Below are 26,524 nucleotides of genomic sequence, written 5' to 3' on the forward strand. Positions count from 1 at the left end.
CACCACGGAACTACCTTTATAAGGTACTGAATGAGATATGAATGCTAAAATCAATAACTTCATTCCTCCTCATGAAAATATTTGGATTATATATGTTAATATAGTACCTTAAAAAGGTATTGTCAAGCTCTTCTTGTTATGCAATACTGATTCAAGGTATAAAACACTTTACTTCAATAACTTTTAAAGGTACTATAATGATTAAGAAAGGAGCTTAATGATGGATAGTTTAAAGCAAACATTAGCACGCAATTTAAAATACCAGCTCAATAAAAAAGGACGTACCCAAACGATGATGGCCCGGGATTTAAATATACCAGAAATGACGGTTTCTAATTGGGTTCAAGGTAAAACCTACCCAAGACCTGAAAAGCTACAATTACTAGCACAATATTTTGCTATTCCAATTAGTGAATTAACGGATCAACTACCAAGTAATGTAGCTTCAATTAGCGCCCAAACCGTTGCGATCCCCATTCTCGGTACAATTTCCTGTGGTGATCCGATTACGGCCGAAGAAAATATTAAGGGCTATTATTACGAATCACAAGACACTTTGCCTAGTGGTCATTTAATTTGTTTAGAAGCATCAGGTGAATCCATGTATCCGACTATCCCTGATGGTTCAATCGTTGTTATTCGAGAACAACCTGAGGTTGAAAGTGGTGAAATTGCAGCTGTCTTAGTTAACGGTGAAACTGAAGCAACATTAAAGCGTGTTAAAAAACAAGGTGATACTTTAATTCTAGTTCCTGACAACCCAAGTTATGATCCCATTGTGGTGAATGAAAAGAATCCGGCTAAAATTATCGGTAAAGCGATTAAGTACACGATGCAACTGTAACATAATTAAGAAGGAATGGATCAGATTGATCCATTCCTTCTTAATTTAATGATGTTTAGCTAAGAAATCGAGCATTAAACGGTATACTTTTATTTCATTTTCTTTCTTCGAGAAACCATGTCCCTCATCATCTAATACGAGATACTCCACGTCCCGCCCCTTTTCCCTTAGCCTGGCTACAATTTGATCTGATTCCCCCTTGACCACACGCGGGTCTTTCGCTCCTTGGATGACAAGCATTGGCTTTGTCATTTGATCAAGGTAAGTAATAGGTGAATCTTTGGTAAATCGGACGCGATCTCGGACGGGATCACCTAACCAACGCTCCATAATTGGCTTCCAATGCTCTGGAACAGAACTGACCATAGTAAATAAGTCAGATGGACCAAAAATATCAATAACAGCTTTAAAATAGTCAGGATGACGCCCATGAAGTAATAAAGCCATATAGCCGCCATAACTGCCGCCAATTAGAAATAGATGATCTGGATCAGTAATACCCTGATCAAATAACCATTTAATTCCTTCAACATTATCTAACCGAGGACCTTCTCCCCAATCCTGTTCAACCATTTTGGTAAACGCTGCCCCATAGCCAGTACTGCCGCGGAAATTAGGGGCAAAAATAGTATAACCTCGATTTAAAAATGACTGAAACATGGCTCGAAACATTTTTCGTTCAGCAGCTTGTGGGCCTCCGTGCGGCCAAAGAATGGTATAACCATTATTTAGATCAGGTTTGGCTTTAAATAATAATGCTTCTATCTGTAAGCCGTCATATGAGGGATAAGTGACCACCTCTGGTTCAACCATTTGCTCGCGATTTACTCCTAATACTCGATTATTCGTTAACGATTGCCATTGATTAGACTCCGTTGATTTAAAAATATTTAGTGGAATGGTCGAACTTCGCCCTAGTAAATAAAGATTACCTGACTCAGCAACATGTAATTTTTCAATAACATCTACTGGTGACTCTAGCTTGGTTAGCTGTTCTGCTTTGATGTCGTATTGGTAGAGATAATCGGACACGCCTTTTTCTGTCACCAAGTAAAGCCGATGTTTGGCTTTGTTATATTTAATATGTTGAACATCTTCATGTTCAATTTTAAGTAATGGCTCGAAAACACCTGTATTTAGATCGAATTGTGCAACATATTTGTACTCCTCTTGATAATTAGTAACGAAATAGATTTTCTCTTCTGTCACAAAAACGGGATCAAACACAACATGTATTTGTCTGGGATCAGGGGTTAGGTAGCTAATCTTATCATTGTCTTTAACAAAAGCCGTTACATAGGTATTTGCATACATCTGTAAATAAATAAAACGCTGTTCATCTGAAGATACTGTAGCTAACTGGGTCGGTACTTCCTCACCAACATGAATTAACGTATCGGTTCGATCTTTTAAATTAAATACACGAGTATTGAAAAATGAAGGATTCCCTGCTGACGTATCGTAATAAATCCGTTCACCGTCTTCGCTTAAGTGAGCGAAATAATACTTATCCTCAGCCTCGCCTGTAATCAAGGGCTCAGGCAAACCTCCAGTTGGTGGAAGTGCATAAATATGATAATTTTCATCCCCATCCTGATCATAACTGGTTAACAAAAAACGGTTATTCGGATCAAATTTAATAAAACCAACGGATTGATCATGATGGGCAAACAAGTAGGGATAGGTATGAGGTAAATCCATTACCCACAAATTAACCTTGTCATTTAAATTCGAACTATATACGATTCGCCTTTCATCCTTACTGACTGTAAAATCCGTAATCACGACTGACCGAAAAAATTGTTCTACCTTAGGCTTTGCAAATTCAATCATTTTTCTCCTCCATTTAATTGGTATCTTACTTAACCTTTAATAGGTTATCAAAAACCACCAAATGACAAAGCACCCAGCTCGCATAGGCCACGTTACTACTGCAATCTTGGTCTGCTTGTTATTCATCGGGCATTTTCGAATGTACCTTTAAAGACTTTCTTATTTATGTTATGCAAAGGTCTAGAAGTACATTTCTTTTATAACGGGACATAACTAAAATTTTAAACAACATATCATGTATTTTTCATCAAAAAAAAATCGAGTTACCAGTCTAAGTAGGGGTTTCCTAGGTGAGCAAATCCATTAATCATCAACCTAGAACCTACCCGTGTTCCATTTGTTCACTCGACTCCTATTAATCAAAGTCATGCCATTATAAAAACTTCCGAATATTCAGATATTCTTTTAAAAAAGAACTCAAATCAAATATGTCCTGGCATATTTGTGCCTAGATTTTATCGAGCGTTACTCGATAAATTTCAGCTAAAAATCTGTGGCATCCGTCGAAGGCTTGGTTTAGTTAGCCAGGGTTGAGCTTCCACCGAATGATAGACACATAGGGATTTAGCACACCACTTATTGAAGTGGGGTGACCTCTGTTGAATGAAGTTAAAAAGTCCACCTTCACTAAGTCATTACTAGCTTAATAAAATAATTCGGACCATTTGACCAATCCCTAGACCAAGAATCATGCTGATCATCGAACCGATTAAATAATATTCAGCAAAATTTTTGTTATCAAACTGTTTAAAGCGTGTTAATGTTTTTAGTGCGGTTAAAACGGTTAACACATGATACGCTTCAGGTATAATCAACAGCACAATTAACACCCGCTCTAACATCCCGATGTACTTTCCAGCATTATTTCGATCTAATTCATTAAATAATTGATATTGAATTTTCAAGCTACTTTTTAATTGCTGTTGATTGATAGACTCCCATGATTTCTCAAACATAACATTATGTTTCAAACCTTTCATTTGAGCTTCAATACCAGCTAATTCATTGTTTTCATGATCTAACGTAGCTGCTTGTTCTGCTTCCGGCTGATTGGAATTTGGTTTAATATCTTGAAGGATGTAAACAATCAATTGACTTGAGCCAAAGGTTAATAGGATCAGCATAATCCCGAGTAATAGGAGTTTATCTATACTTGTAAGGCTAAGTTCAAGGTTTATAAGCGTGATCACTCTGTTCCAAAGATAAATGGGGGAACCAACTTGATTTAGGAGCCAAAGAACAAAATAAATTGAACAAACGTAAACAAGCTGTACAACACTAGCATAAATAGCCTTTCTCCCAAGAAGAGCAACAAAGCTTTTGTACCAATGATTATCAAGCTGGCAAAAATTAAGAATGGTTTCTGAGTAGTAACTGTTTAGTAAAGTCAACAGGTAATGAAGTAAACTGATGAGTAGTAGGGCGAGTAAAGTCAGCTTATTTACTAAACCGATTAATGTAACAAGGAGTAGAGCTAGTAAAAAGAAGTGAATAACAGGTAAAAGAACAATTGAACCGTTTAATTTGACCTGAGTTTTATTGAACGTAATCATGGTGGCTAGCGGAGTTATGTATTGACAAAAAAAGTAGCTAAATAAAATCACCAATAACAGCTGCATCATTCTCCGCTCCTCTTTTGTTCTAGCTCATAAAGGTGTGTGATGGTTTCAATCATGTGTTGTTCGGCTTCTTTGACCAAGGTATAATCTGCTCGATTTAATAGTTTACTAAAGTTAGCCTCAGCATGCTTACCCTGATAGCCAAGTTGTTCACCTAGCTCTTTATGAAGGTGATCAGGGTGCTGCTCAAGCAAATAAACGGCTTGGTGCTGCTTATCTGTTCGTTTGACTATTTTTTCCATAATGAAATATAGCAAATCGTGCATCGCTTGATAAACAGGATCATTATTACCGATGATCAAGTGATACCTGAAATGATCTGATACATCGAGACGATGCTTCGTCTTTCGTCCTTTTACCAATTCTAATGCATCAGCTGCGTTCCAGATTGCCTGTCCATTAACCTGATTAGGGTTTTCAAGCTGATTATTATAAATACTGCCGAACCCTATTCCAACATATAACGCTATATCGAGTTGACTTGCTAGTCTATGGAGTTCTTTAAATGCTCGATATCCAACAGTAAATGACTTGACGATGCCAAATAGCTCGTCTCCTGCTCTAACCGTGAAAGGTGTTACAATAGCTTGCCGATTAGTCCGATTCAGCGCTGCTACGATTTGGGCTAGTTCTGTCAGCTTATCTTTAGCTCGTGAGTTGATGACATCTGCTGTTAAACAGACACAGTTTTCTATTAATTCCACACTTCTCCCCCCTTTTCCTGCTTTTACTTTACATTATAACTTAAAAGAATTGCCAAGCAAACCGATACTTACCTTAATAGTCAGTAAGTTTTATAGATTACTTGATTTTAAGGTAAGTGGTGAATGATCGATTGTTTAATGACTAGAAATACAGATAAGATGGCCATGCTACTCAGAATTCAGCTATAGATACCTTCTTTTCCTCAATGAGTTAAGCTCGCTTATAGTCTGAAATCATATAAAAAAACAGCTCACTTTTGCTACAGTCATATCATCAACTCAATAACGATAGAACAGAATGTAGGTATAAGAGACTGTTTTAAAAAGAAATGATGAGCAGCGTATCTCATTATCGGGTATGTTGACTGTAAATGGATTAGAAAATGTACTTGAAATCGTTGAAACTAATCCAACACGACTTGTCACTTAAGAAATAGCATTAAATTTATTGATGGATCAAATCAAAATGCTGGTATCGCATTTGAATCAATCCCTTGAAATGATTGGTTGTCTACAAAAAAATACCGCATCAAAATATCTTCTTTCTGTCAATTTTGCTAATGACTGATAATACGAAATATCACCGATACGCTCAATACTTGAATCTGGCATGAGCCAAACAGCTTAATGGTGTCCACATCCATATATTAAATCACCTAAATGCATTTGTTTTTCTTTGGATATAGTCATTAATTAAACACCCATGAACAGATCATTTATTAAATTTGTATCAATAAAATGCTTTATAACTGAGCTGATTAGTTCATCGTTAAACCACCATCGACAACAATATTTTGCCCTGTGATTCCACTTGCTTCTTCTGATGATAAGTAAGCGACCATGTTCGCAACATCTTGAGGAGTGGTTACTTTTTTCAATGGTGTTGATTGTGCAATTAGATTGAACACTTCTGGTGTAGTCACAGCACTCGCATCTGTAGTTTTTAATAAGCCACCCGATACGACATTCGCACTAATACCATATTGACCGAGTTCAGCTGCAATATTACGGGTAAATCCGACTAATGCTGCTTTTGCTGTCGTATATTCATGGTATGGGACGACTGGATTTTGGTATAAATTCGTTCCAATACTTATTATCGTTCCACCTTTTTGTTCAATAAATTGAGGCATAACACTTTGAACGATGTTAAAAGCTGCCTTAATCGTTCCATTCAATTGATTTTCATAATCTTCCCAACTAAGCTTTGTAAATGGTTTCTGTTTATTAGGATCAAATTTAAAATCTACTAATGCATTGTTAATTACAACATCTAGTTGGCCAAAATGGTCTATGGCCTTTTTTATCATTTTATCGACTTCTTGTCGGTTTGTGACATCAGCCTGAATTGCACTCGCATTCTCTTCACCAATTTCAGCAACTAGCTGCTCTGCTTTCTCCTTACTTTGATAATAATTAATAACAACTTGATACCCCTGTTCTGCTAATGTTCTTGCAATCGTTGCTCCTAAACCTCTACTACTTCCTGTAACTAATACTGTTCTCGTCATAATGACAACTCCTCCATCTATATTATTTTTATATAAAAAAAAACACAACCATCTTAATTTAATAGGAAAGTTGCGTTATATACACAAAGTAATATAAGAAACCATTGTTCCTTATATATATGTATCAAAAAAGGCACTTTCCTACGCTAGTATCAACTAGTTCAGGTTCAAAGGGTTTGAGCACAAAGCTCATCTCAGTTTTAAAAAACACCCCTAGTGAGTTATAAATTACAATATAACAACTTAATAGATTTATGTCAAAAAATATGGGTGGTTTAGTCTAGTTACTACTTGCTTCTAAAATTGTTACATGAATTACCTTAGTTTATATTAAGATATAATTCATATTCTTTGTGTGAACGACCAGCCACCGTTAGGTTGTACCTATCGAATAAATTTTAACTTAGTCTGATCTTACAGATGAACGACTCGATCATCTAACCGCTAAATCAAAACCTTATTAAAAGAGTTGTACTTTACTCCATTAATCCAAACCATAGCGAAAAAAGCCCTGAATTTTTAGCAGCGATAGAAGTTATTTAGCTGATTTTTACTATCGTTGTGATTGATTCAAATGGCTTTTTTGGCTTGGTACCTTTTTGCTGGCCCATATGAGAGGATATGATCAAATTTGAAAGCACGTATTTGCTTACGGTAATAACAATACGCCAGCAGATAATGATCAGTTAACTTGATCACACGAATAATTCGCTGTGTTATTCTATTTTTACCATCTAGATAAAAAATCATAATCTTAGCCTGACCTTCCATCGCTTCAATCAAATATCGCTCCATATCATTTCCCCCTAACCTCAAATTTGACACGAACATTTGTTCTTATTATATCAAAAAAATAACGCTAAGTCGATACTTGATCAAATCTTTCTCACTTAAAAAAGAATTGATTTGCACATTGCTAAAAATTATCAATATCTTAATCAAAACTTAATACTCACACTAAATTCTTTTGTTATGTTAATAATAGCCAGAAAAAACATCAAAGAGGAGTGTACAAATGCGTATTGCAATCTTTACAGATACCTACGCACCTGAGATTAATGGCGTTGCCCTAACATTAGAGCGATATGTAACTCATCTAGAAAAGCAGGGAATAGCATACCGTTTATTTGTTCCTTCTACAAAATGGCCAGCTACCACTACAGAAAAAATAAAACAATCAACTAGCATCCCCTTTTTATTGTATAGTAACTGTCGGCTTGCTCTTCCGAATCCATCGTACATTAATCATGTACTGGACGATTTTAAACCAACATTAATTCATGTCGCTACCCCGTTTAGCCTTGGATTAGCCGGACTGAAGTATGGTAAAAAGCATCAAATACCTATGGTCGCCTCATACCATACCCACTTCGATGACTATCTTGATTATTATCACTTAGCAGCCCTGAAAAAATGGGCATGGAAGTATGTGAATTGGTTTCATCGCTCCTTTGAAAAGATATATGTACCATCGCAAAGTACGAAAGAAAAGCTACTTTTAAAACAGTTTCATCAAGATATTGAAGTGTGGGGCAGAGGCGTTAATCATGATTTCTATTGCCCATTAAAAAGATCAGAAGATTTTTTCAAAAGAAATTATCAAATTAAAGAAAATAACATTTTACTTTATGTTGGGCGAGTCGCGCCTGAAAAAGACATAGATATTGTTCTAGAAACATTTTATTCGCTACCAGAAACACTAAAAAAAGACACCCATTTAGTTATTGTTGGAGACGGTCCACTGTATCGCAGCTTATCTGAAGCCCATAATGAACAGATAACATGGACTGGATTTATCAAAGGGGAAGAATTAGCCCAGATTTATGCTTCAAGTGACTTGTTTTTATTTCCATCCCCGACTGAAACTTTTGGAAATGTAATTCTAGAGGCTTTGGCATCTGGACTACCCGTAATTGGTGCAAATGCAGGTGGCGTACAACATCTCGTGCTAGATGGTATAACTGGCTTCCTCTGTGAACCGAGGAATATCGATCAATTTGTTGAACGAACGACCAGCTTATTAGAAAATCGTCTATTACATGCTTCTTTTTCAATCGCTGCCCGTCAGTTTGCTGAAACACAATCATGGGATGAAATATTTGACCAGCTTATTGATAGCTTCAATGAAGTCTTACGTCAAAGAGAACTAACTTTATGTTAGCTGTTTGAGAATCACACCTGGTTATTTCTTATTAAATCCAACATATATAAGGAGTCTAACTAACTTTCCACGTCATTGATCAAATTTTTATTCATGGCAATAATGAGAAGACCTTGAACATTACCCCAATTGCCATAAAGTACTTGACGAGCTTGTCAACATTGCTATTCTTGACTTTTTTAGTCCTACTGATCTTTTAAGTTAGAATTTATCAAGCTATCCCTTGACTAAACGCCCCAAAACGATATCCCTATATGATTTTGCTAAGAAGTAGTTTAAAGCGATCATCTTTATCCTCTCTTGTTCCATCGTACAAGAGAGTCAACTCCCGCCGAGTTTACCATAGCTTTGATTTGTCCCTTGGATGAACTTTGTGTAATATTTGTCTGTATAACCCTAACGGTTCATGAGTTTATATGCGAGATTTTGGTCTTCGGGAAGATTGTCAATAAGCTGATATATATATCAATTTCAGTCTAAACTGTGATTTAATTTTTTCTGTTATAATAAAGTGAATACTTCGTTATGTGGGAGGGCGACGCATAGGATGTGCTTGTGCAGACGTTGCGACACGACCTCTTCCCTTATTTCTTGAAGGGGGAGTCTTACAAAAGCCCTTCGATGGGTGAGTAATCGCAGCCTCAGCCAGTTACACTGCGATAAAATGAAACGGATTCGTTACATTAAGCCTTAGCTAACTTTTAAAAGTAAATTCCCCAGGGTGGTAAAAATGACAGAATACGAGCAAATTGTTTGGTCTGAAATTGAAAAATGGCGTATACAGCTCCTCAAGCCCACTAGCTTATTCGGGCAAATGTCTAAAAAGGTGCAAACCAAGTTAAATAACCTGATGCCTGAAAAGGTCCAACAATTGATTACGGACAGCATTAGCAATATGGTAAAAGTAACATTAGTAGGGTCAAATTTGACAACAAAAAAAGATCAATCAACCGGACTAACTCTATATGAGAAGGATCAGTTATTTAACGAAAAATTTAAGACGTTTCAAAAGGCTGCTGTGGTAGAAGGAGCAGGAACAGGCGCTGGCGGTATACTTTTAGCGATGACAGATTTTCCATTGCTGCTTTCAATCAAGATTAAGTTTTTATTTGAGGTAGCCTCTGTATACGGGTACAATACTGACAAATATGAGGAAAGAATGTTTATTCTTCATGTTTTTCAGCTTGCTTTTTCTGGTGAGAAGAAGCGAAAGGAAACCTATAATATAATTAGAAATTGGTCTGAAAACAAAGAAATTCTTCGAGAGATGGACTGGAAGGCATTTCAACTAGAGTATCGAGATTACCTTGATTTGGCTAAGTTACTTCAAATGCTCCCTGGATTCGGTGCTGTAGTTGGAGCTTATGCGAATCACAATTTACTTGAAACCTTAGGTGAAACAGCGATCCGCGCTTATCAATTAAGATATTTTATTGATAAAGGGGTCATTCTTGATGAATGACTCTTTCTTTTTTGTCCTTTTACCGATCATGGCTGCCACATAAGCAAAATCCCCTACCTGCTCATAAGATAGTGGATTTAACGGACGTTATCTTCTCTTAATATTTTCCATGATAAAACGACTTTTTGGGATACTTGGAATCTCAACTAAGCTGTAGCTGAGGTCTTGCTTTGGAACATGATAGGTTAGTTTATTAGCTAGGTAATCTAGGCTAATTTTCATAATATCTGTGGTGATCCATTCACCTGCACAGCGGTGACCAGTATGATGATCGCCACCTCCCTGGGGAATCAGTGTAAAAGGATTACCCTCCCAATTCGCAAACCGTTCTGGTTTGAATAAATCAGGATTTTCCCATATATGCGGGTCATGATTCGTACCATAAAAGTCTAATAGGGTTAAAGTGCCTTGCTCAAATTTATAGCCATTCCAAATAAAATCTTTTTTAACACGTGCACCGTTAAAAGGGAAAAATGGGTAAAAACGGCGAACTTCTTGAACAAACATATCTAAGGCTTTCTCATCGTTGGTAGTGAGCTTTTCTTTTTCTTCCGGATGCTGATAAAGACTTAATGCAATGAAATTGATATAGATCGTAACAGCAATCGTAGGCCTTAGTATATTTAAGACTTCAACTGCAACAATATCCGGATCTAATAGCTGATTTTCTAAGTCTTTATGCCATGAAAATTGATAAAGGGCACTATTTTGATCTACGGCTATTTCATTCTGTCGTACTTGTGCAACCAAATCCTTGATCCATTTTTCTGAGTCTCTACGTGCTTTTCGTCCTTTATGTTGTTCTAAACCTATTGTAACAGGGGTTTCAAACATGGCGGCCATGTCATCCGCTCTTTTTATTACTTCGTCTTCTTGGAGCGGGACACCTGCCCACTTACAAACTGCACGCATAAGCAATGGTTTCGTTTGGTCATATAGGACAATCTTTTCTTGACGCTCCCAATTCTGAATAGCTGTCTCCCATTCTTGTTTAATTAAGGTTCGCATTTTGTGAAGACTATCTGGGTTCATTAATTGCATGAACATTGCTTTTCGATGACGATGTTCTTGTCCATCTAAAGATTGGACGCCACCTTGTCCAAGCAGTGTTTTCTGGACACGCTTGGATGCCGCGCCTTTTCTAATAAATTTATCGTTATCATAAAACAATTTAGCTGCTTCTTCCCCCACCATACAAATAGCTTTTTCCCCAAGCAAGCGTGTTTCAAAAACCTTTGACTGAAAGCTTTGGCTACGATTTGAGATATACTGATAGCCTTCTCTTAACATACTCAGACCCTTTTCTAATCCTTCTTCCTTTGGCATTGATTTTAATTCTGCCATGAACTCTTCCTCCTTAGTTTGTTAGGATCAATGTTCATTTATTTCAGTCATTCCCCTAAGCCTACCTGCTAAAACAAAAAATAACAATTTATTGGTATATGTTTAACATCGTTAGCTTAGGATAAGTATAATTATAGGTTACCTATCAGGAGGAATTAGCAAATATGAAATTTTTGTATATGGTCATGACTGTCGCTTTTTTAGATACTTTTATTCAACTACCCATTATCACACGATATGCAATTGAGTTAGGAGCTAGTGAATGGATGTCAGGTTTTATCGTAGCCATCTATTCGCTTACAAATATATCTGGTAATATAATTGCTGGGTACTGGATTGATTACTTCGGTCGCAAGCCACTATTAGTAATGGGACTAAGCTCAGTCAGTCTTATCTTACCAGGATATCCGATTGTTCAAAACGCACTTCAATTACTGATGATACGTGGGTTGCACGGTTTGGCTGGTGGAATCCTAGTTCCAGCCACTTTTACACTGATTGGGGACTACACCCGATTAAGAAAAGATGGAAGAACAATGGCATTCACAGGTGCCACAATAGGTTTATCAGCTATTATTGGGCCAGCGTTCGGTGGTATGATGGCAGCCCGTGCCCAAATAGAGGCTGTATTTTACCTTGTAGCAGGTTTGTTTGTTTTAACAGCCTTGATATCGATATACGCGATTAAGGAAACTAATTCCAAAAGCATTCAAGAGCAAGTGAAGCTTAAGGATCTGGCTAAATTATTAACCAATCATTCATTAATTCAAGCTACAGTTGCTGCTTTTGCTTTAATGGTGAGTAACGGTACACTTTCTTTTGCATTACCGATCCAAGTAAAAACACTGGGTTACACGACAAGTACCACAGGTGCATTACTAAGCTTGTTCGCATCTGTCGCTTTTATTATTTTTTTAACACCTTTGAATAAGATCTATGCGAAACAATCATCAATAAAATTGATAAACATCGGCTTAGCTTTGATTCTTATTTCGTTATGGTTTTTAAATATGATGACTAGCATTTATTTAGCTATACTAGCTATGATTATATACGGTATAGGATTTGCCTTGGTTTTTCCATCGATGAATCAATTCGTTACATTCATCACCAATAAAGAGGAGCGTGGGAGGGCCTATGGGATTTTTTATGCCGCTTTCTCTCTAGGTGTAGTAACCGGATCAAGCATGTCAGGACTAATGACACAATGGTTTGGTCAACTCTATCTATTCAGTGGGATGATGTTAATCAGCTCTATTGTCTGTATCATCTATTTAGAAAGACCTAAACCACTTAAAGATCGTCTTTATGCCAAATTGTGAGACGACTTTAGTAGCGTGATTCGATATGAATAATTGGCAGGGGTCAAGAATGACAGATATTTTAGCTAATACCAATGCGTTGCTAAGCCTAATCCTTGCTTATTAGACACCGTTATTCAGTATTGCAATTGAATACGGTTGTCTTTCTCAGAGAACTATCGCCAATGCGCCTTGGCGTATTCGCACTCGCGCCTTGATTTTCAGACCGCCTAGACATGCATTGTACTCTACTCTGTTATCCTTCATGCTGCCTGCTGTAGATTATGTAGCAAGTCTTTAATAAACTGTTGATTATTCGCCATTAATGTAAAATTAATCGTTACTGCACTATTTTTCCCTTTGATTTTTAACGTAGTAGAAGTAGTATTAAGAATAGCACTTCCTACATGATGGGTTACATATTTAGTACGGTTTAATTGCTCTATTTCATTATATGGAATTTCAACTGTTTTAAAGAACATATTTAAGGCTATAATACTAGTTTCAGTTAGAATGACTGCTGGTCTAGGATCGAGAGCTCGAGCAACGACATAGAGCGTTATCAGTATAATATAGTAAGAAGAGACCAGATCATTGTCGTGTTCTCACCGATAACGTGATTGTTCGGATTCAATTGATAATTTACAGTATAAATAGTCAAAACGGCAAATGCGATAGCTAAAACTAGCATTATCTTTCTTTTTATAAAATAAGTTTTTTGTATCATAAACATGCTTCCTTTCTTTATCTCATCTAGCAAGATACACTAAAAAAAATAGCATTAGTTTGGATCAAAATCAAATAATTAAGAAAAGTAAACTAACACCTTTATGTAAGTATTCTATTATATTTATCTCAGTGTAACTGGCTGGGGCTGCGCGATTACTCGCCCCATCGAAGGGCTTTTGTAAGACTCCCATTTCAAGAAATAAGGGAAATGTCTAAGTGCGAGATCAAACTGCCAGTAACGGCCCAATTGGTTCAACTCACTTTCAGTGGGGGGAGAGAACTGACTTAGTTCGCGACGTCATTCGCAACGTCTGCGAGCAGATCCTATGCGTCGAAACCCCCACTGAACGAAGTTTCACTTTATATCCTGTGCTAAAAGTACCTATAGCTTACATAAGCAATGTTATTCACTATACTTTTCCCTCTTAGCTCTTTCTATAACTGTTTTTATAAACGGTTCTTTTTTCATTGTATAAGTCATTCTATCAAACTGATATATAGAGGCAAGTTTCTTTTTTAATGAAGCATACTCTTCCGCTACTTGGGGGTGTAACCTAAGATAATCACGAAATACTAATTTTTCAATCCATTCGCTGCTATTAAACTCACAGATATGAAGATGACTAGTGCCTTGCCCCCATAACCCCTTCCTAAAAAACCTTCTATCTTTAAGCTCTGGTTTAGGAACATATTCATATTCTATTTCACTTAAAGGACTCACGAAGTTAGTTACTTTATCTAAGTTTTGTACACCTACAATAATGTCAATGATTGGTTTAGCTGTTAATCCCTTTATCGAGGTACTTCCAATATGTTCAATTCCAACAACCTTATCACCTAAAACATCAATAATTCTATTTTTTTCATACTCAAATTGTTTTTCCCAATTTGGATTATACTCACTTAGATTAACGATTGATTTTGTCATATTTGTCCCCCAATAAAAAAATAATACTTCTTAAATTTAATTCGATAAAGCTAAACGAAAACCCTTTTTTAACCGTTTATATAATGATGGTTTACGTGATTGCTTTCGATATCTTCATTATTCAAGCCATCATTACCATTACAATATTTAATAAATCCATCTAATATACTTTATATTTTTGAATATGGGGACTCGATAAGATCCCTATATGCAAATGTTAAAAAGCAAAAAAAGGACTACTCCCTTTAACTTAGGAAGTAGTCCTCTACAAAAACTATCTATGCTCTGTTCGGCTGAATTACATCATGCCTGGCATTCCGCCACCCATTCCACTCATGTCTGGTGCACCGCCACCATTTTCTTCTGGAATGTCAGCCACTACAGCTTCAGTAGTTAAGAACATTGCTGCTACAGATGCTGCATTCTGAAGTGCTGAACGAGTAACTTTAGTTGGGTCAACAATACCTGCATCAATCATATTGACCCATTCACCAGTTGCAGCGTTGTAACCCATCCCTACTTTTTCACCTTTTAGACGCTCAACAATAACGGAGCCTTCAAGACCGGCGTTTACTGCAATTTGACGTACTGGTTCTTCTAATGCACGAAGTACAATGCTTGCACCTGTAGCTTCGTCACCTTCTAGATTAAGCTCGCCAACTTGCTTGTAAACGTTCATTAACGCTGTTCCACCACCAGAGACAATTCCTTCTTCTACTGCTGCACGAGTAGAGTTAAGGGCATCCTCAATGCGGAGTTTACGTTCTTTTAATTCTGTTTCAGTAGCTGCACCAACCTTAACGACTGCTACACCACCAGCTAATTTAGCTAAGCGCTCTTGTAATTTTTCTTTATCAAAATCAGATGTTGTTTCTTCGATTTGAGCACGAATTTGTTGCACACGACCAGAAATTGCATCTGGGCTACCTGCACCTTCAACGATTGTTGTGTTTTCTTTAGTAACTACAACTTTAGATGCGCGACCTAGTTGCTCAATTGTTGTACTCTTAAGATCTAATCCTAAATCCTCAGTAATCACTTCTGCACCTGTTAATGTTGCAATATCTTCAAGCATAGCTTTACGACGATCACCAAATCCTGGTGCTTTAACTGCCACTGCATTAAATGTGCCACGAAGCTTATTCACCACTAATGTTGCGAGAGCTTCACCTTCAACATCCTCAGCAATAAGAAGTAATGGTTTACCTTGTTGAACCACTTGCTCAAGAACCGGTAATACTTCCTGAATATTATTAATTTTCTTATCTGTTACAAAAATATATGGATCATCAAGTACGGCTTCCATTTTATCTTGGTCAGTCACCATATATGGTGAAGCATAACCACGATCAAATTGCATACCTTCAACCACTTCTAGCTCAGTGCTGAAACCTTTTGATTCTTCAATTGTGATAACGCCATCGTTACCAACACGTTCCATCGCTTCAGCAATTAATTGACCAACCTCTTCGTCAGCTGCTGAGATTGCTGCAACCTGAGCGATTGAATCTTTACCTTCGATTGGTTTAGAAATTTGTGCTAATTCTTTAACCGCTACGTCTACAGCTTTTTCAATACCACGACGAACACCAACTGGGTTTGCACCAGACGCTACGTTTTTAAGACCTTCTTGAATCATAGCTTGCGCAAGAACTGTAGCAGTAGTTGTACCGTCACCTGCTACATCGTTTGTTTGAGAGGCAACTTCTGATACTAACTGTGCCCCCATGTTTTCAAACTTGTCCTCAAGCTCAATCTCTTTAGCAATGGTAACACCATCATTTGTAATTAGTGGTGAACCGAATTTTTTGTCTAGAACGACGTTACGTCCTTTTGGTCCTAACGTTACTTTAACTGCATTTGCAAGGGTATCCACACCACGAAGCATTGCGCGACGTGCATCTTCACTAAATTTAATTTCCTTAGCCATGAAAAAATGCCTCCTTGTAATCTAAGTATTGTTCTTTAAAGCTATTCCTCGCTTAGTCTAAAACCGCTAAAATATCATCTTCACGAAGAATTAAGTATTCTTTACCTTGGTATTTCAATTCAGTTCCCGCATATTTAGCGAACACAACTGTATTTCCTTCTTGAACCTCTGGAGTGATTTTTGTTCCGTTGTCAGCAACACGTCCAGAACCGACTGCGATAACCTTTCCTTGTTGTGGCTTTTCTTTTGCAGAATCCGGAAGTACGATTCCGCTTGCAGTTTTTTCTTCTTCTTCAACGAGTTCAATAATGACACGATCACCTAATGGCTTTAGCATTAAAAAAACCCTCCTCCATGTATTATTAAAAATAGTTATTTGGATTTTTAGCACTCACCAATCTAGAGTGCTAACACAATTATTATAATAATGAATTCGATTTGGTTTTGCAAGTATTGTGCGTAATTTTTTTTGATAATTTAATAATTGATAATAAATACGTTTAATGCGATGATCTTTAGCGATAAACGTTTAATTGGACTTAATATATTTTAATCCATTCACACTAGCTAAAATAATTTTATCAAAGTTAGTAAAAATAAAAGGGAGCCCTAAAAGGAATATCACGTAAACGGTCAGACGGCTTTCTCGACGCTATCCTCGATCTAATATGCAGCTTAGGTAGATAGGAAACGCGTAATCGTTTAAAATAAATGTTATCCAATCTAATGCTGTCAATAAACTCAGCAGCTCGCAAAGCCGTTTCACAAAGAGCTATTTTGACCTCATTCACCTTTTTCTTAATAGAGATGGGACTGGATAAGCTATTTAATTCTCTGGCATCTTTATGGTAAAATACGATTATTGGTGTTTTATTCAATGTAAAAGGGGGCTTTCATAATGCCAATGCGCTATATCGGTATTATTTTAACTTATATTGTTGCTCAGCTTTCTGGTATTCCTATTGCAAGTTGGTTACAGACACAGAACATTACCGAATCTCAATATATGAATTTTGTATTAGGATGGCAGGTAGCGAGTTTTGTTTTAGCATTAATTATAACCCTACTCCTGCTTAAACCAGAAAAGCAATTGCCACGAGATCCAAACCGTGCCAGTCTAACCATGACCATCATTTGGTCTATTCTTGGATTTTTCATGGTCATGTTCGGTCAAATGATCGTTAACTTAATTCAAATGCTTCTATTTAATATTGATGAGCAATCACAAAATACAGAAAATTTAATGGGAGTTGCCCGTGTTTTCCCAATTTTCATTGTTGTTATTGCCATTATCGGACCTATTCTTGAAGAAATTATTTTTAGGAAAATTATTTTTGGAGAGCTTTATAAGCGTACTAACTTTTTAGTTGCTGGGGTGATTTCTGGGCTTATTTTTGCGGTCATTCATAATGACTTCACCCATCTCCTTGTATATTTCATGATGAGCTTTGTTTTTGCCTTTATTTATGTCGAAACAAAGCGGATTATTGTCCCAATCATCGCACATATGTTAATGAATACTTTTGTAGTCATCGCTCAATTAGTCATACTCCCACAATTAGAGCAGACGACCACATATGTTCAAATGATTTTAATTGGAGGCTAACATCTTATGCGTATTTCACCACTTTTAAATGCAGGATTGTACTTTATCATCGGATCATTATTCCTATATTTTGCGATTGATTCGGTTGAAGATACTGTCCTCAATCCGCTAACATTACTATTAACAGCTGTTGCGACATTGGACTATGGTATTACCATTCGACTGATCAACCTACACTTTCGGATTAAGCGTCATAGCAAAAATAAAAAATAGTACTTCCACCTAGCTGCGTCTTAATCTTCTCTTGCTAAATATAGTATTTAATTGATATCCAAAAGAAAACAGGCATCAGATCCATGATCACTTGTTATGATCCATCTGTTAGCCTGTTTTTTGTTCTTTCTAAGTTATTATTCACAAATATTTAATCTATTTGAGAGGGATAGATATTTTCTATTAGGAGTCATAAGCTCAACTCCATTTAAAAAATTTGAACTTGCGCCAATCAAATGCGCCTTGCTAGCCCCATTCTTATCGAGTTCTCGATAAGATTCCGCTGAAAATCTGTAACATCAGCAGGAGGATTTAACTTTATTCAATTGTGGACAACTTCTAAAGTGGTAAGATCAATGCCTATGTTGAATGAAGTTAAACTTAATCCTCTAATGGATAATGCTTCATGAAATAAACGAGTGATTGTAGTTCGACCGACAAATCAATATGATGTACTCTAATTTGATCAGGCACAGAAATACGTGCTGGTGTAAAATTTAAAATTCCGGTAATGCCCGAGTCTACGAGTCGTTCCGTAATTGATTGGGCAACTGATCCTGGTACAGTTAAAATAGCCGCTTGTACATCGTTCAAACGCTCTTCTAACTCATCAATATGGTAAACCGGTACCCCGCCAATCTCATCCCCAATTTTGTTCGGATCAGCATCAAACGCCATCTCAATTTTCGTATTATTATTCTTAGTAAAGTTATAGTGTAAAAATGCTGTTCCTAAGTTACCCACACCAATCAATGCTACACTTGTCGTCTCATCTTGATCAAGTGTTTTTCGGAAAAAGCCGAGCAAGTATTCAACATTATAGCCATAGCCTTTTTTACCTAACGCACCAAAATAAGAAAAATCTCTTCGAATGGTTGCTGAATCGACCTTTACCGCATCGCTCAATTCTTTTGAAGATACACGCGTTTTGCCTTTTAGGTGTAAGTTATTCAAAAAGCGATAGTATAAAGGTAAACGCTTTGCCGTTGCTTGTGGTATTTTACTTTGTCCTGCCATACTCATTCTCCTCTTCTTTTTCTTGATAAAAGACCTTTATCTAAAGTTTGTTAAATTATGTTTGGTTATATCGTTTAGAGGATAAAACGCTTTCTATCATTTAAAGACACTATCTAGTATAAACAATTTTACCACAAACCTATACTGATTTGCTTGCTAGTCTGATAAATAATGCGATACACTGGTACAGATGAGGTGAAACGAAATGATAGTCATGCAAATAAATCAATTAATTAAACGTTTCGGAGCAGACACAATATTAGAAAATATCAAGCTTGAGATCAAACAAAATGATCGGATTGCTGTTGTTGGACGTAACGGGGCAGGTAAATCTACCCTATTAAAAATAATGGCTGGTCAGTTATCTTATGATGAGGGTGAGATTCACCGACCAAAGGAAACATCACTAGGATATTTAGACCAACATACTGGCTTGGAGACAGATGAAACCATCTGGAAGGAAATGCTTAAGGTTTTTGATGATTTAATTAAAGAGGAGCAATCCTTGCGTCAGCTTGAAATACAAATGGGAGATCCTGATTTAGTGGCTGATAAGACACGTTATCAACAGCTCCTAAATCAATATGATCAACGACAAATAGCTTTTAAAGCAAATGGTGGCTACCAATATGAATCTGATATTCGAAGCGTCTTACATGGTCTAAATTTTGCTAATTTTGATTTAGAAACTTCGATTAATGAATTAAGTGGCGGGCAAAAAACAAGGTTAGCCTTAGCCAAGCTTCTTTTAGCTAAGCCCGATCTATTAATCCTAGACGAGCCGACTAACCATTTAGATATTGAAACCTTAACCTGGCTCGAACAGTTTCTTAATAATTATCAAGGGGCCGTTGTCATAGTCTCACATGATCGCTACTTTTTAGATCGAACGGTTAATACGGTTTACGAAATATCACGTCGACAGTCAAAGAAATATCAAGGTAACTATTCGAAATATCTTGAGCAAAAAGCACTTGAATATGAACGCGAACTCAAAGCATTTGAGAAACAACAAGACGAAATTAAAAAGCTTGAAGATTTTGTTCAACGTAATCTTGCTCGTGCATCAACGACTAAGCGTGCCCAAAGTCGACGTAAGCAATTGGAAAAGATTGAGCGTCTTGAACGACCAAAAGGAGACGAAGCTTCAGCATCGTTTTCTTTTGATATAAATCGTCGAAGTGGGAACGACGTTCTTAAAGTGAACGAACTTACTTATCATTATCCTGGGGAAACTGAACCTGTCTTTAAAGGGTTAAGCTTTAATGTTACACGTGGTGACCGTATCGCATTAGTTGGACCTAATGGTGTCGGTAAAACAACATTACTGAAAACACTGATTGGTCAATATCAAGCAACCGCAGGAGAATTAGTTTTTGGCACCAATGTTGAAATAGGTTACTATGATCAAGAGCAGGCACAGCTTGATCCATCTAAATCTGTTTTAATGACACTTTGGGACGACTACCCTCAAGTAAATGAAAAGGATATTCGGACACGATTAGGAAATTTCCTATTCAGTGGAGATGATGTGTTAAAGCCTGTGTCGGCTCTAAGTGGTGGTGAAAAAGCTCGACTTGCCTTAGCAAAGCTTATGATGCTTAAGGCTAATCTGCTCATTCTTGATGAGCCGACTAACCACCTTGACTTAGACAGTAAAGAAATATTAGAAGCCGCACTTATTCATTATCCAGGTACGATTATTTTCGTTTCTCATGACCGCTATTTTATTAATGAAATGGCGAGCCAAGTGATTGAACAACATCGTAATGGGGTTACGGTCTATTTGGGAGATTACGATTACTATCTTGAGAAGAAGCAAGAGATGGCAGAGCTTGAGGCACTGAAAGAACAGGAACAGGCTGTTAAGAATCAAGCGGTTAGTAGAAATAGCTTTCAAGAGGATAAGCAAAAAAAGCAACAAGAGCGTAAAAGGCTACGACGGATTGAAGAAATTGAACAGGATATCGAACAGCTAGAGGCTAAAATAGCTGAGAATGAGGCTTTACTTTGCCTGCCTGAAATTTTTCAAGACCATGAAAAAGCACTTGAGTTAACAGAGGATAATCAACGCTTAGTCGCTCAGATCGATAAACTGATGGAAGAATGGGAAAGCCTGCAAGAATAACTGTTTTAATAACAAATCACATTCAAAAATGGTGTAGCTATTAACGGGATCGTTTTACTACACCATTTTTAATTTAAAATTCATTCTATGTCTTCATGTTGTCATTAACACTGCTTTCACAATCCATTAAAGTTATACACATAAAAAAACCTATATTGGTAGTTATCAACTGACTTATACACATTATCCACAAGAACAATCATGTTTATCCACAATTTTTGTGCACAACTTAAAGCTTTTTATAACAACAAATGAAAAAGTTACCCACAAACGTGTGGATAACCTATCGCTTTCCGTACATCTCCAAATCAAGTCCCGGGTTCGCGTTTAACGTCCAATCAGCCTGATTTCCTTTTTGATAGGCAATCATAGCCGCAGCACCGATCATTGCAGCGTTATCTGTACAGAGCCATAAAGGCGGAATCGATAATACTATATTCTGATCAGCAAATTTGGTCGTGATCGCTGTTCTTAAGCCTCTGTTTGCAGCTACACCACCAGCTAATAAAACTTGCTTGGCTTTATACTGTTGCGCTGCTCGAAATGTTTTTTCTACTAATACATCAACAATACTAGCTTGAAAGCTTGCGGCAATATCCTCTTGTTTCAACTCAATACCTTTCTGCTTAGCATTATGTAACGTATTAATGACCGCTGATTTCAAGCCACTAAAGCTAAAATCAAACGAATCCTCCTCTAGCCAAGCACGAGGAAAAGCTAATGTATCCTGACCAAGTTGAGCCAATCGATCGACCTCTGGTCCTCCTGGATATGGTAACCCCATCGTCCGCGCCACTTTATCATAAGCCTCTCCAGCGGCATCATCCCGTGTCTCACCGAGGACTTCAAACAGGCCATGTTCTTTCATTAAAATAAGTTCGGTATGACCGCCTGATACGACTAATGCGATAATAGGGAATTGAAACTCCTCTTGAAGCCGATTGGCATAAATATGACCCGCGATATGATGGACACCAACTAATCGCTTTTGATGAGCAAAGGCCAAAGCCTTAGCCGTACTAATCCCTACTAACAAAGCTCCCACAAGCCCCGGACCTTCAGTAACAGCGACAACATCAATTTCGTCCATGGTCATATCCGCCTGTCGGAAGGCTTCTTCTAAAACGATCGTCATTTGCTCAACGTGGTGACGAGAGGCCAGTTCTGGTACAACTCCCCCAAAACGTTGGTGACTTTCAATCTGTGATGCCACAACATTAGCCTCTAACTTGACGCCATCCCTAAGTATAGCAACAGCTGTCTCATCACAGCTTGTTTCAATAGCCAATATCATCGTCTCGTTATCTTTTTTCATAGTCTCACCCACATTACAATAGCATCTTCATTATTATCGGTATAATAATGTTTACGAATTCCCGCACATTCTAAACCAAACTTTTTATACATCGCTTGCGCTGTTTTATTACTTTTTCTCACCTCTAAGGAAAGGTTAGTTGCACCTTTTCGTATAACCTGATTAAGCATATACTGAAATAGGATCGTCCCATAGCCTTTCCCACGTTGACTCGGATCAATTGCAATGTTAGTGACCTGTGCTTCATCTAAAACGAGCCAAACACCACAAAATCCAATAATTTCTTGATCCACTTCAATAACATAATAATGAGCAAAATGGTTCTGAACAAGTTCTTTTTGATATAATGCCTTTGACCATGGTGAAGTAAATGACTTCGATTCAATAACGACAACATATTCTAAGTCCTCTAAGGTCATGGCTCGAATCGAGATATCACTCATGAGCTTGCTCCTCTTGGTTAGCGAGCCATTTTGCCTCTGCCTCAACGAGACGTAAATAATTGGGTTGTAATTGGTGAACCTGATTACTTTTTTTGTCTCTTGCAAATAGTGCCAGCAAACCAGGGCGGGGTTGATTAAAGCCCTCTGGCATAAACTCAGCATACTCTCCTAACTTATTTACAATCCGTTCTTGATAATTGGCCATATTGGGACTAATAAAAACAATCTTTTCTTTTAACTGACTGAGTTGATCCAACCATTCATCCATTGAAACATTTCGCTCTTCCTGTACTAAATCAAGCTTACTGTCATATAAACCTGTAAAGACCATGTCTCTTCTTGCATCAAAAAAAGGACAGATAAGGCCTGTAACTGGTTTAGCTTGTAACGCTAGTACTTGTAAACTTGAAACCCCAACAACAGGAATATTAAGCGACCAACCCATCGTTTTAGCTGTAGCTAATCCAACTCTGACTCCTGTATATGAACCTGGTCCCTTAGCTACCGCAATCTTGGTTAAATGATTCGGTGCTATATTTGCATCCTGCATCAATTGATTAATGGCTGGCATCAAACGAGTGGAATGTTTATTTTTATTTATAGAAATATATTCTGCGATTACCTGTTCATCTTTGGATAAAGCTATTGCCATCGCATCATTCGATGTATCTATTGCTAAAATCGTCATCGCGCTAACTCCTCGCACACATACTCAAAAAACTCCCCTTTAGGCTCACAAAGAATAAGACGCTTATCACCAGCTTTACGCTCAAAGATAAAATCAAGACGTTCATCAGGTAAAAAGGATTCTATAAATTGCGGCCATTCTACAACAGAAATACCATCACCATTAAAATACTCATCAAAACCGATATCTTCTTCACTGTCTTCTAAGCGATAGGCATCGATATGGTAGAGCGGTAATTCGCCATGATAGGTTTTAACTATCGTAAATGTTGGACTGTTAATCATTCGCATTACACCAAGTCCCGTACCAATTCCTTTAGTAAAGGTTGTCTTGCCAGCACCAAGATCACCAGATAAAGTAATAACGTCATTGGGGCGAAGTAACAGAGCCAGCTTTTGCCCAAGACGTTGTGTATCTTCAGCAGTATAAGTTTCAAATTGTTTTTGTTTCATTCGATCACCTAATTTCGGTGGACATAGCCACTTGGTTTTAACTGTTTATATTGGCCTTGATGATAAAGATAGACATACCCATTTTTGCTTGGTTGATCTAACACAGTGCCCACTTTCGTTACAGGGGTTTGAGTTTGCTCGGCAATATCCACGACTTTGTCCCAATCTTGTTTAGCGACAGAGCCAATCAGCTCAAAATCTTCTCCACCGCTCAGCACATAATTCAACCTATACTGGGGATCAAACTGGTTTAACTGCTTAGATACTGGAAGCTTGTCTTGTTCTAGATAAACAGTTAAATTTGACGCTTGCGCAAGTTCATTTGCTTCACTAGCGATTCCATCACTAATATCATTTAAAGCAACTCGGTTGAGCTCGCTTAATCCTGATGCAAAAGCTACACGAGGCGATGGCATACGATGTCTTTTGATCAAATAATCTGTTTCGTTGACGGTTTTATTTTCTGTTAATAATATGGATAGTCCTGCTGCTGAGTCCCCTAACGTCCCCGTAACAAAAATGACATCTTCTGCCTGCATCGCATTTCGATAACGTGCCTTATCGCGTTCAACAGCACCATTAATGGTGACAGTTAAAACCAACTGTTCACCTGAAACTGTGTCACCACCAATAAGATCTATTTTAAATTCTTTAGCAATTGTATTCAAGCCTCGATAGACTTCTTTTAGCTCATGATCAGTCCAGCTTGTTGGCACGACAATTGAGATAAGATAAGAAATCGGCTCAGCTCCCATAGCGGCCATATCACTAATATTTGCTGCTAATACACGATAGCCAACATGAAAGGGATCCATCGTTTTCTTTGAGAAATGTACGCCCTCAACAAAAGTATCAACTGCAGTGACAATATCCTGATAGGGTTGGCGATAGACAGCAGCGTCATCACCTATACCTCTAATAATTTGCTGATTTCGATAAAATGATTGTCTGATTGATTCTATAAACTGAAACTCTTCCATTAACTTAAGCTCCTCTATCACACTAATCCTATCATAGCAAAGTTTAAAAAAGAAATCGAAGAAAATGTCAAACTATATTTAACATACATATTGTAAAGTAAAATATTCCAAAAATTAATATATAATTTCGAGGAATTGTTAGTATCTATAATATATATCTAAATAGTAATAAATAGATATAAGAAAAGCTGTCAGCTCGATAAAAATTATTTGATTTACAGATGGACATTTGCTTGAGTTTTCTATCCAAATCAAGGCATTACTAAGTTTACTGCTATTTTATCTTAGTCGTTATCTTCATTGGTCTTATTATATTAAGTTTTTACCTAATTATAAACAAACAGCAGGGATTATTGTGTAGTTAAAATGAGAAACGTGTTTAAATCGTTAAAGGAGGAAGTGATAACCATTATTATGTCCTCTCATTATACCCAAGATGTAAAGAACTTTGTGAGATGGATAAAGGAATATTAACGAAGCTAGACTGAGATTGAAGGGGAATTTCTCGGTCTTTTTTCTTTGTTTAGGAAATAACATTTTATGTTTAATGAAAAAAATAAAAAACTATATCTTGCTTTCATAGTTGAAAGCCAATATAGTTTAGTAGCATATAGTGGCGGTCCGGACGGGACTCGAACCCGCGACCTCCTGCGTGACAGGCAGGCATTCTAACCAGCTGAACTACCGGACCTTTTATGTATAAAAAATGGAACATTTATTTCTAATGTAAAGTTTACTCAACGTAGTTAGAAAATATTATTGGTTGCACTTACAGTACACGATTATTTTCTAATGTGAAATTTACTCAACGTAGTTAGAAAATATTATTGGTTGCGGGGGCAGGATTTGAACCTACGACCTTCGGGTTATGAGCCCGACGAGCTACCAGACTGCTCCACCCCGCGATAATATAAGTAACCTTTTAATTAGATTACCTACTAAAATTTTCATGACTGTTCGTCACGTTAATTGGGTATTCGTTGAAGCTTACGCTCCTCACAAAGCCACTTTGATGTTAATCAACGAAGTTGGCTTTGCTCCACCCCGCGATAATATAAGTAACCTTTTAGTTAGATTACCTACTAAAGTTTTTATGACTGTTCGTCACGTTAATTGGGTATTCGTTGAAGCTTACGCTCCTCACAAAGCCACCTTGATGTTAATCAAAACAATGTGGTTGGCTTAGCGACGTCCTACTCTCGCAGGGGTAAAACCCCAACTACCATCGGCGCTGAAGAGCTTAACTGCTGTGTTCGGCATGGGAACAGGTGTGACCTCTTCGCTATTGCCACTAAACCTAGAAGGTATATCGTTGT

Annotated in this window: 22 protein-coding genes, 2 tRNA genes, 1 rRNA gene, 1 pseudogene and 1 riboswitch; of the genes and pseudogenes, 7 read left to right on the forward strand and 19 right to left on the reverse strand. The window is 37.2% G+C overall.

From position 1 onward, the window contains the following. Positions 1–217 precede the first annotated feature (217 nt). The gene (locus tag ASE01S_RS10170; protein WP_067841728.1) at positions 218–844 is read left to right on the forward strand and encodes a LexA family protein; all 627 of its coding nucleotides are present in this window, start codon (positions 218–220) and stop codon (positions 842–844) included. Between the two features lie 45 nt (positions 845–889). Here ASE01S_RS10170 and ASE01S_RS10175 read toward each other — a convergent pair whose 3' ends face one another. The 6 genes and pseudogenes from ASE01S_RS10175 to ASE01S_RS10195 form a co-directional block, all read right to left on the reverse strand. Further along, complete coding sequence (locus ASE01S_RS10175; protein ID WP_067841730.1) at positions 890–2,677, reverse strand: S9 family peptidase; 1,788 nt, start codon at positions 2,675–2,677, stop codon at positions 890–892. A 638-nt stretch (positions 2,678–3,315) separates the two neighbouring features. Next, a complete protein-coding gene (locus ASE01S_RS10180; protein ID WP_157065194.1) occupies positions 3,316–4,299 on the reverse strand; it encodes a hypothetical protein in 984 nt (327 codons plus the stop codon). Further along, positions 4,296–5,000, reverse strand: coding sequence for a hypothetical protein (locus tag ASE01S_RS10185; protein ID WP_067841733.1), 705 nt, complete (start codon positions 4,998–5,000; stop codon positions 4,296–4,298). Before ASE01S_RS10185 ends, ASE01S_RS10180 begins: the two co-directional genes overlap by 4 nt. 363 nt (positions 5,001–5,363) lie before the next feature. Then, positions 5,364–5,690, reverse strand: a pseudogene (locus ASE01S_RS16205) (LLM class flavin-dependent oxidoreductase); the annotation flags it as partial. Between the two features lie 68 nt (positions 5,691–5,758). Further along, entirely contained in the window at positions 5,759–6,511 is a 753-nt protein-coding gene (locus ASE01S_RS10190; RefSeq protein WP_067841734.1) for a 3-oxoacyl-ACP reductase, read from the reverse strand. Between the two features lie 121 nt (positions 6,512–6,632). After that, positions 6,633–6,736, reverse strand: a riboswitch (TPP riboswitch). A 345-nt stretch (positions 6,737–7,081) separates the two neighbouring features. Continuing rightward, positions 7,082–7,306, reverse strand: coding sequence for a hypothetical protein (locus tag ASE01S_RS10195; protein ID WP_067841736.1), 225 nt, complete (start codon positions 7,304–7,306; stop codon positions 7,082–7,084). Between the two features lie 220 nt (positions 7,307–7,526). Here ASE01S_RS10195 and ASE01S_RS10200 point away from each other — a divergent pair, with 220 nt between their 5' ends. Both ASE01S_RS10200 and ASE01S_RS10205 read left to right on the forward strand, forming a co-directional pair. After that, a complete protein-coding gene (locus ASE01S_RS10200) occupies positions 7,527–8,672 on the forward strand; it encodes a glycosyltransferase family 4 protein (RefSeq protein ID WP_067841738.1) in 1,146 nt (381 codons plus the stop codon). A 730-nt stretch (positions 8,673–9,402) separates the two neighbouring features. Further along, positions 9,403–10,134 carry an EcsC family protein gene (locus tag ASE01S_RS10205; RefSeq protein ID WP_067841740.1) on the forward strand — a complete coding sequence of 244 codons (732 nt, stop codon included), beginning with the start codon at positions 9,403–9,405 and terminating at the stop codon, positions 10,132–10,134. Between the two features lie 87 nt (positions 10,135–10,221). Here ASE01S_RS10205 and cypC read toward each other — a convergent pair whose 3' ends face one another. Next, positions 10,222–11,478 carry a CYP152 family fatty-acid peroxygenase CypC gene (gene cypC, locus ASE01S_RS10210; RefSeq protein WP_067841742.1) on the reverse strand — a complete coding sequence of 419 codons (1,257 nt, stop codon included), beginning with the start codon at positions 11,476–11,478 and terminating at the stop codon, positions 10,222–10,224. Positions 11,479–11,642: 164 nt separating this feature from the next. Here cypC and ASE01S_RS10215 point away from each other — a divergent pair, with 164 nt between their 5' ends. After that, positions 11,643–12,800 carry an MFS transporter gene (locus tag ASE01S_RS10215; RefSeq protein WP_067841744.1) on the forward strand — a complete coding sequence of 386 codons (1,158 nt, stop codon included), beginning with the start codon at positions 11,643–11,645 and terminating at the stop codon, positions 12,798–12,800. A gap of 1,111 nt (positions 12,801–13,911) precedes the next feature. On the opposite strand, the gene ASE01S_RS10225 is transcribed toward ASE01S_RS10215, so the two are convergent. The 3 genes from ASE01S_RS10225 to groES all read right to left on the reverse strand — a co-directional run bounded on the left by ASE01S_RS10225 (position 13,912) and on the right by groES (position 16,703). Next, positions 13,912–14,436, reverse strand: coding sequence for a GrpB family protein (locus ASE01S_RS10225; RefSeq protein ID WP_067841748.1), 525 nt, complete (start codon positions 14,434–14,436; stop codon positions 13,912–13,914). Between the two features lie 298 nt (positions 14,437–14,734). Further along, positions 14,735–16,366 (reverse strand): chaperonin GroEL, encoded by a 1,632-nt coding sequence (gene groL / locus ASE01S_RS10230; RefSeq protein ID WP_067841750.1) that lies wholly within the window; start codon positions 16,364–16,366, stop codon positions 14,735–14,737. A gap of 52 nt (positions 16,367–16,418) precedes the next feature. Beyond that, complete coding sequence (gene groES / locus ASE01S_RS10235) at positions 16,419–16,703, reverse strand: co-chaperone GroES (RefSeq protein ID WP_067841752.1); 285 nt, start codon at positions 16,701–16,703, stop codon at positions 16,419–16,421. A gap of 561 nt (positions 16,704–17,264) precedes the next feature. Here groES and ASE01S_RS10240 point away from each other — a divergent pair. Together ASE01S_RS10240 and ASE01S_RS10245 are read left to right on the forward strand one after the other, a co-directional pair. Beyond that, positions 17,265–17,972 (forward strand): CPBP family intramembrane glutamic endopeptidase, encoded by a 708-nt coding sequence (locus tag ASE01S_RS10240; protein WP_067841754.1) that lies wholly within the window; start codon positions 17,265–17,267, stop codon positions 17,970–17,972. Between the two features lie 6 nt (positions 17,973–17,978). Continuing rightward, positions 17,979–18,185 carry a YdiK family protein gene (locus ASE01S_RS10245; protein WP_067841756.1) on the forward strand — a complete coding sequence of 69 codons (207 nt, stop codon included), beginning with the start codon at positions 17,979–17,981 and terminating at the stop codon, positions 18,183–18,185. A gap of 381 nt (positions 18,186–18,566) precedes the next feature. On the opposite strand, the gene ASE01S_RS10250 is transcribed toward ASE01S_RS10245, so the two are convergent. Next, positions 18,567–19,202: a redox-sensing transcriptional repressor Rex gene (locus tag ASE01S_RS10250; RefSeq protein WP_067841758.1), complete on the reverse strand. Its 636-nt coding sequence runs from the start codon at positions 19,200–19,202 to the stop codon at positions 18,567–18,569. Between the two features lie 205 nt (positions 19,203–19,407). On the opposite strand from ASE01S_RS10250, the gene ASE01S_RS10255 reads away from it, so the two are divergent. After that, the gene (locus tag ASE01S_RS10255; RefSeq protein ID WP_067841760.1) at positions 19,408–21,330 is read left to right on the forward strand and encodes an ABC-F family ATP-binding cassette domain-containing protein; all 1,923 of its coding nucleotides are present in this window, start codon (positions 19,408–19,410) and stop codon (positions 21,328–21,330) included. 283 nt (positions 21,331–21,613) lie between these two features. Here ASE01S_RS10255 and tsaD read toward each other — a convergent pair whose 3' ends face one another. The 8 genes from tsaD to rrf form a co-directional block, all read right to left on the reverse strand. Continuing rightward, the gene (gene tsaD, locus ASE01S_RS10260; protein WP_083512099.1) at positions 21,614–22,645 is read right to left on the reverse strand and encodes a tRNA (adenosine(37)-N6)-threonylcarbamoyltransferase complex transferase subunit TsaD; all 1,032 of its coding nucleotides are present in this window, start codon (positions 22,643–22,645) and stop codon (positions 21,614–21,616) included. Further along, the gene (gene rimI, locus ASE01S_RS10265) at positions 22,642–23,088 is read right to left on the reverse strand and encodes a ribosomal protein S18-alanine N-acetyltransferase (RefSeq protein ID WP_067841765.1); all 447 of its coding nucleotides are present in this window, start codon (positions 23,086–23,088) and stop codon (positions 22,642–22,644) included. The genes tsaD and rimI overlap by 4 nt, the downstream gene beginning before the upstream one ends. After that, on the reverse strand, positions 23,081–23,776 hold the full coding sequence (gene tsaB, locus ASE01S_RS10270; RefSeq protein WP_067841767.1) for a tRNA (adenosine(37)-N6)-threonylcarbamoyltransferase complex dimerization subunit type 1 TsaB: 696 nt from the start codon (positions 23,774–23,776) through the stop codon (positions 23,081–23,083). The genes rimI and tsaB overlap by 8 nt, the downstream gene beginning before the upstream one ends. Beyond that, positions 23,773–24,228 (reverse strand): tRNA (adenosine(37)-N6)-threonylcarbamoyltransferase complex ATPase subunit type 1 TsaE, encoded by a 456-nt coding sequence (gene tsaE, locus ASE01S_RS10275; RefSeq protein ID WP_067841769.1) that lies wholly within the window; start codon positions 24,226–24,228, stop codon positions 23,773–23,775. The genes tsaB and tsaE overlap by 4 nt, the downstream gene beginning before the upstream one ends. Before the next feature lie 8 nt (positions 24,229–24,236). Then, the gene (gene thiL, locus ASE01S_RS10280) at positions 24,237–25,208 is read right to left on the reverse strand and encodes a thiamine-phosphate kinase (protein ID WP_067841771.1); all 972 of its coding nucleotides are present in this window, start codon (positions 25,206–25,208) and stop codon (positions 24,237–24,239) included. A 614-nt stretch (positions 25,209–25,822) separates the two neighbouring features. After that, a tRNA-Asp gene (locus ASE01S_RS10285) sits at positions 25,823–25,899 on the reverse strand. Positions 25,900–26,036: 137 nt separating this feature from the next. After that, positions 26,037–26,113 (reverse strand) — tRNA-Met (locus tag ASE01S_RS10290). A 275-nt stretch (positions 26,114–26,388) separates the two neighbouring features. Continuing rightward, positions 26,389–26,504 (reverse strand): 5S ribosomal RNA (gene rrf / locus ASE01S_RS10295). Between the last annotated feature and the right edge of the window lie 20 nt (positions 26,505–26,524).

The sequence above is a fragment of the Amphibacillus sediminis NBRC 103570 genome (assembly GCF_001552275.1).
In the GTDB taxonomy this organism is placed as follows: domain Bacteria; phylum Bacillota; class Bacilli; order Bacillales; family Amphibacillaceae; genus Amphibacillus_B; species Amphibacillus_B sediminis.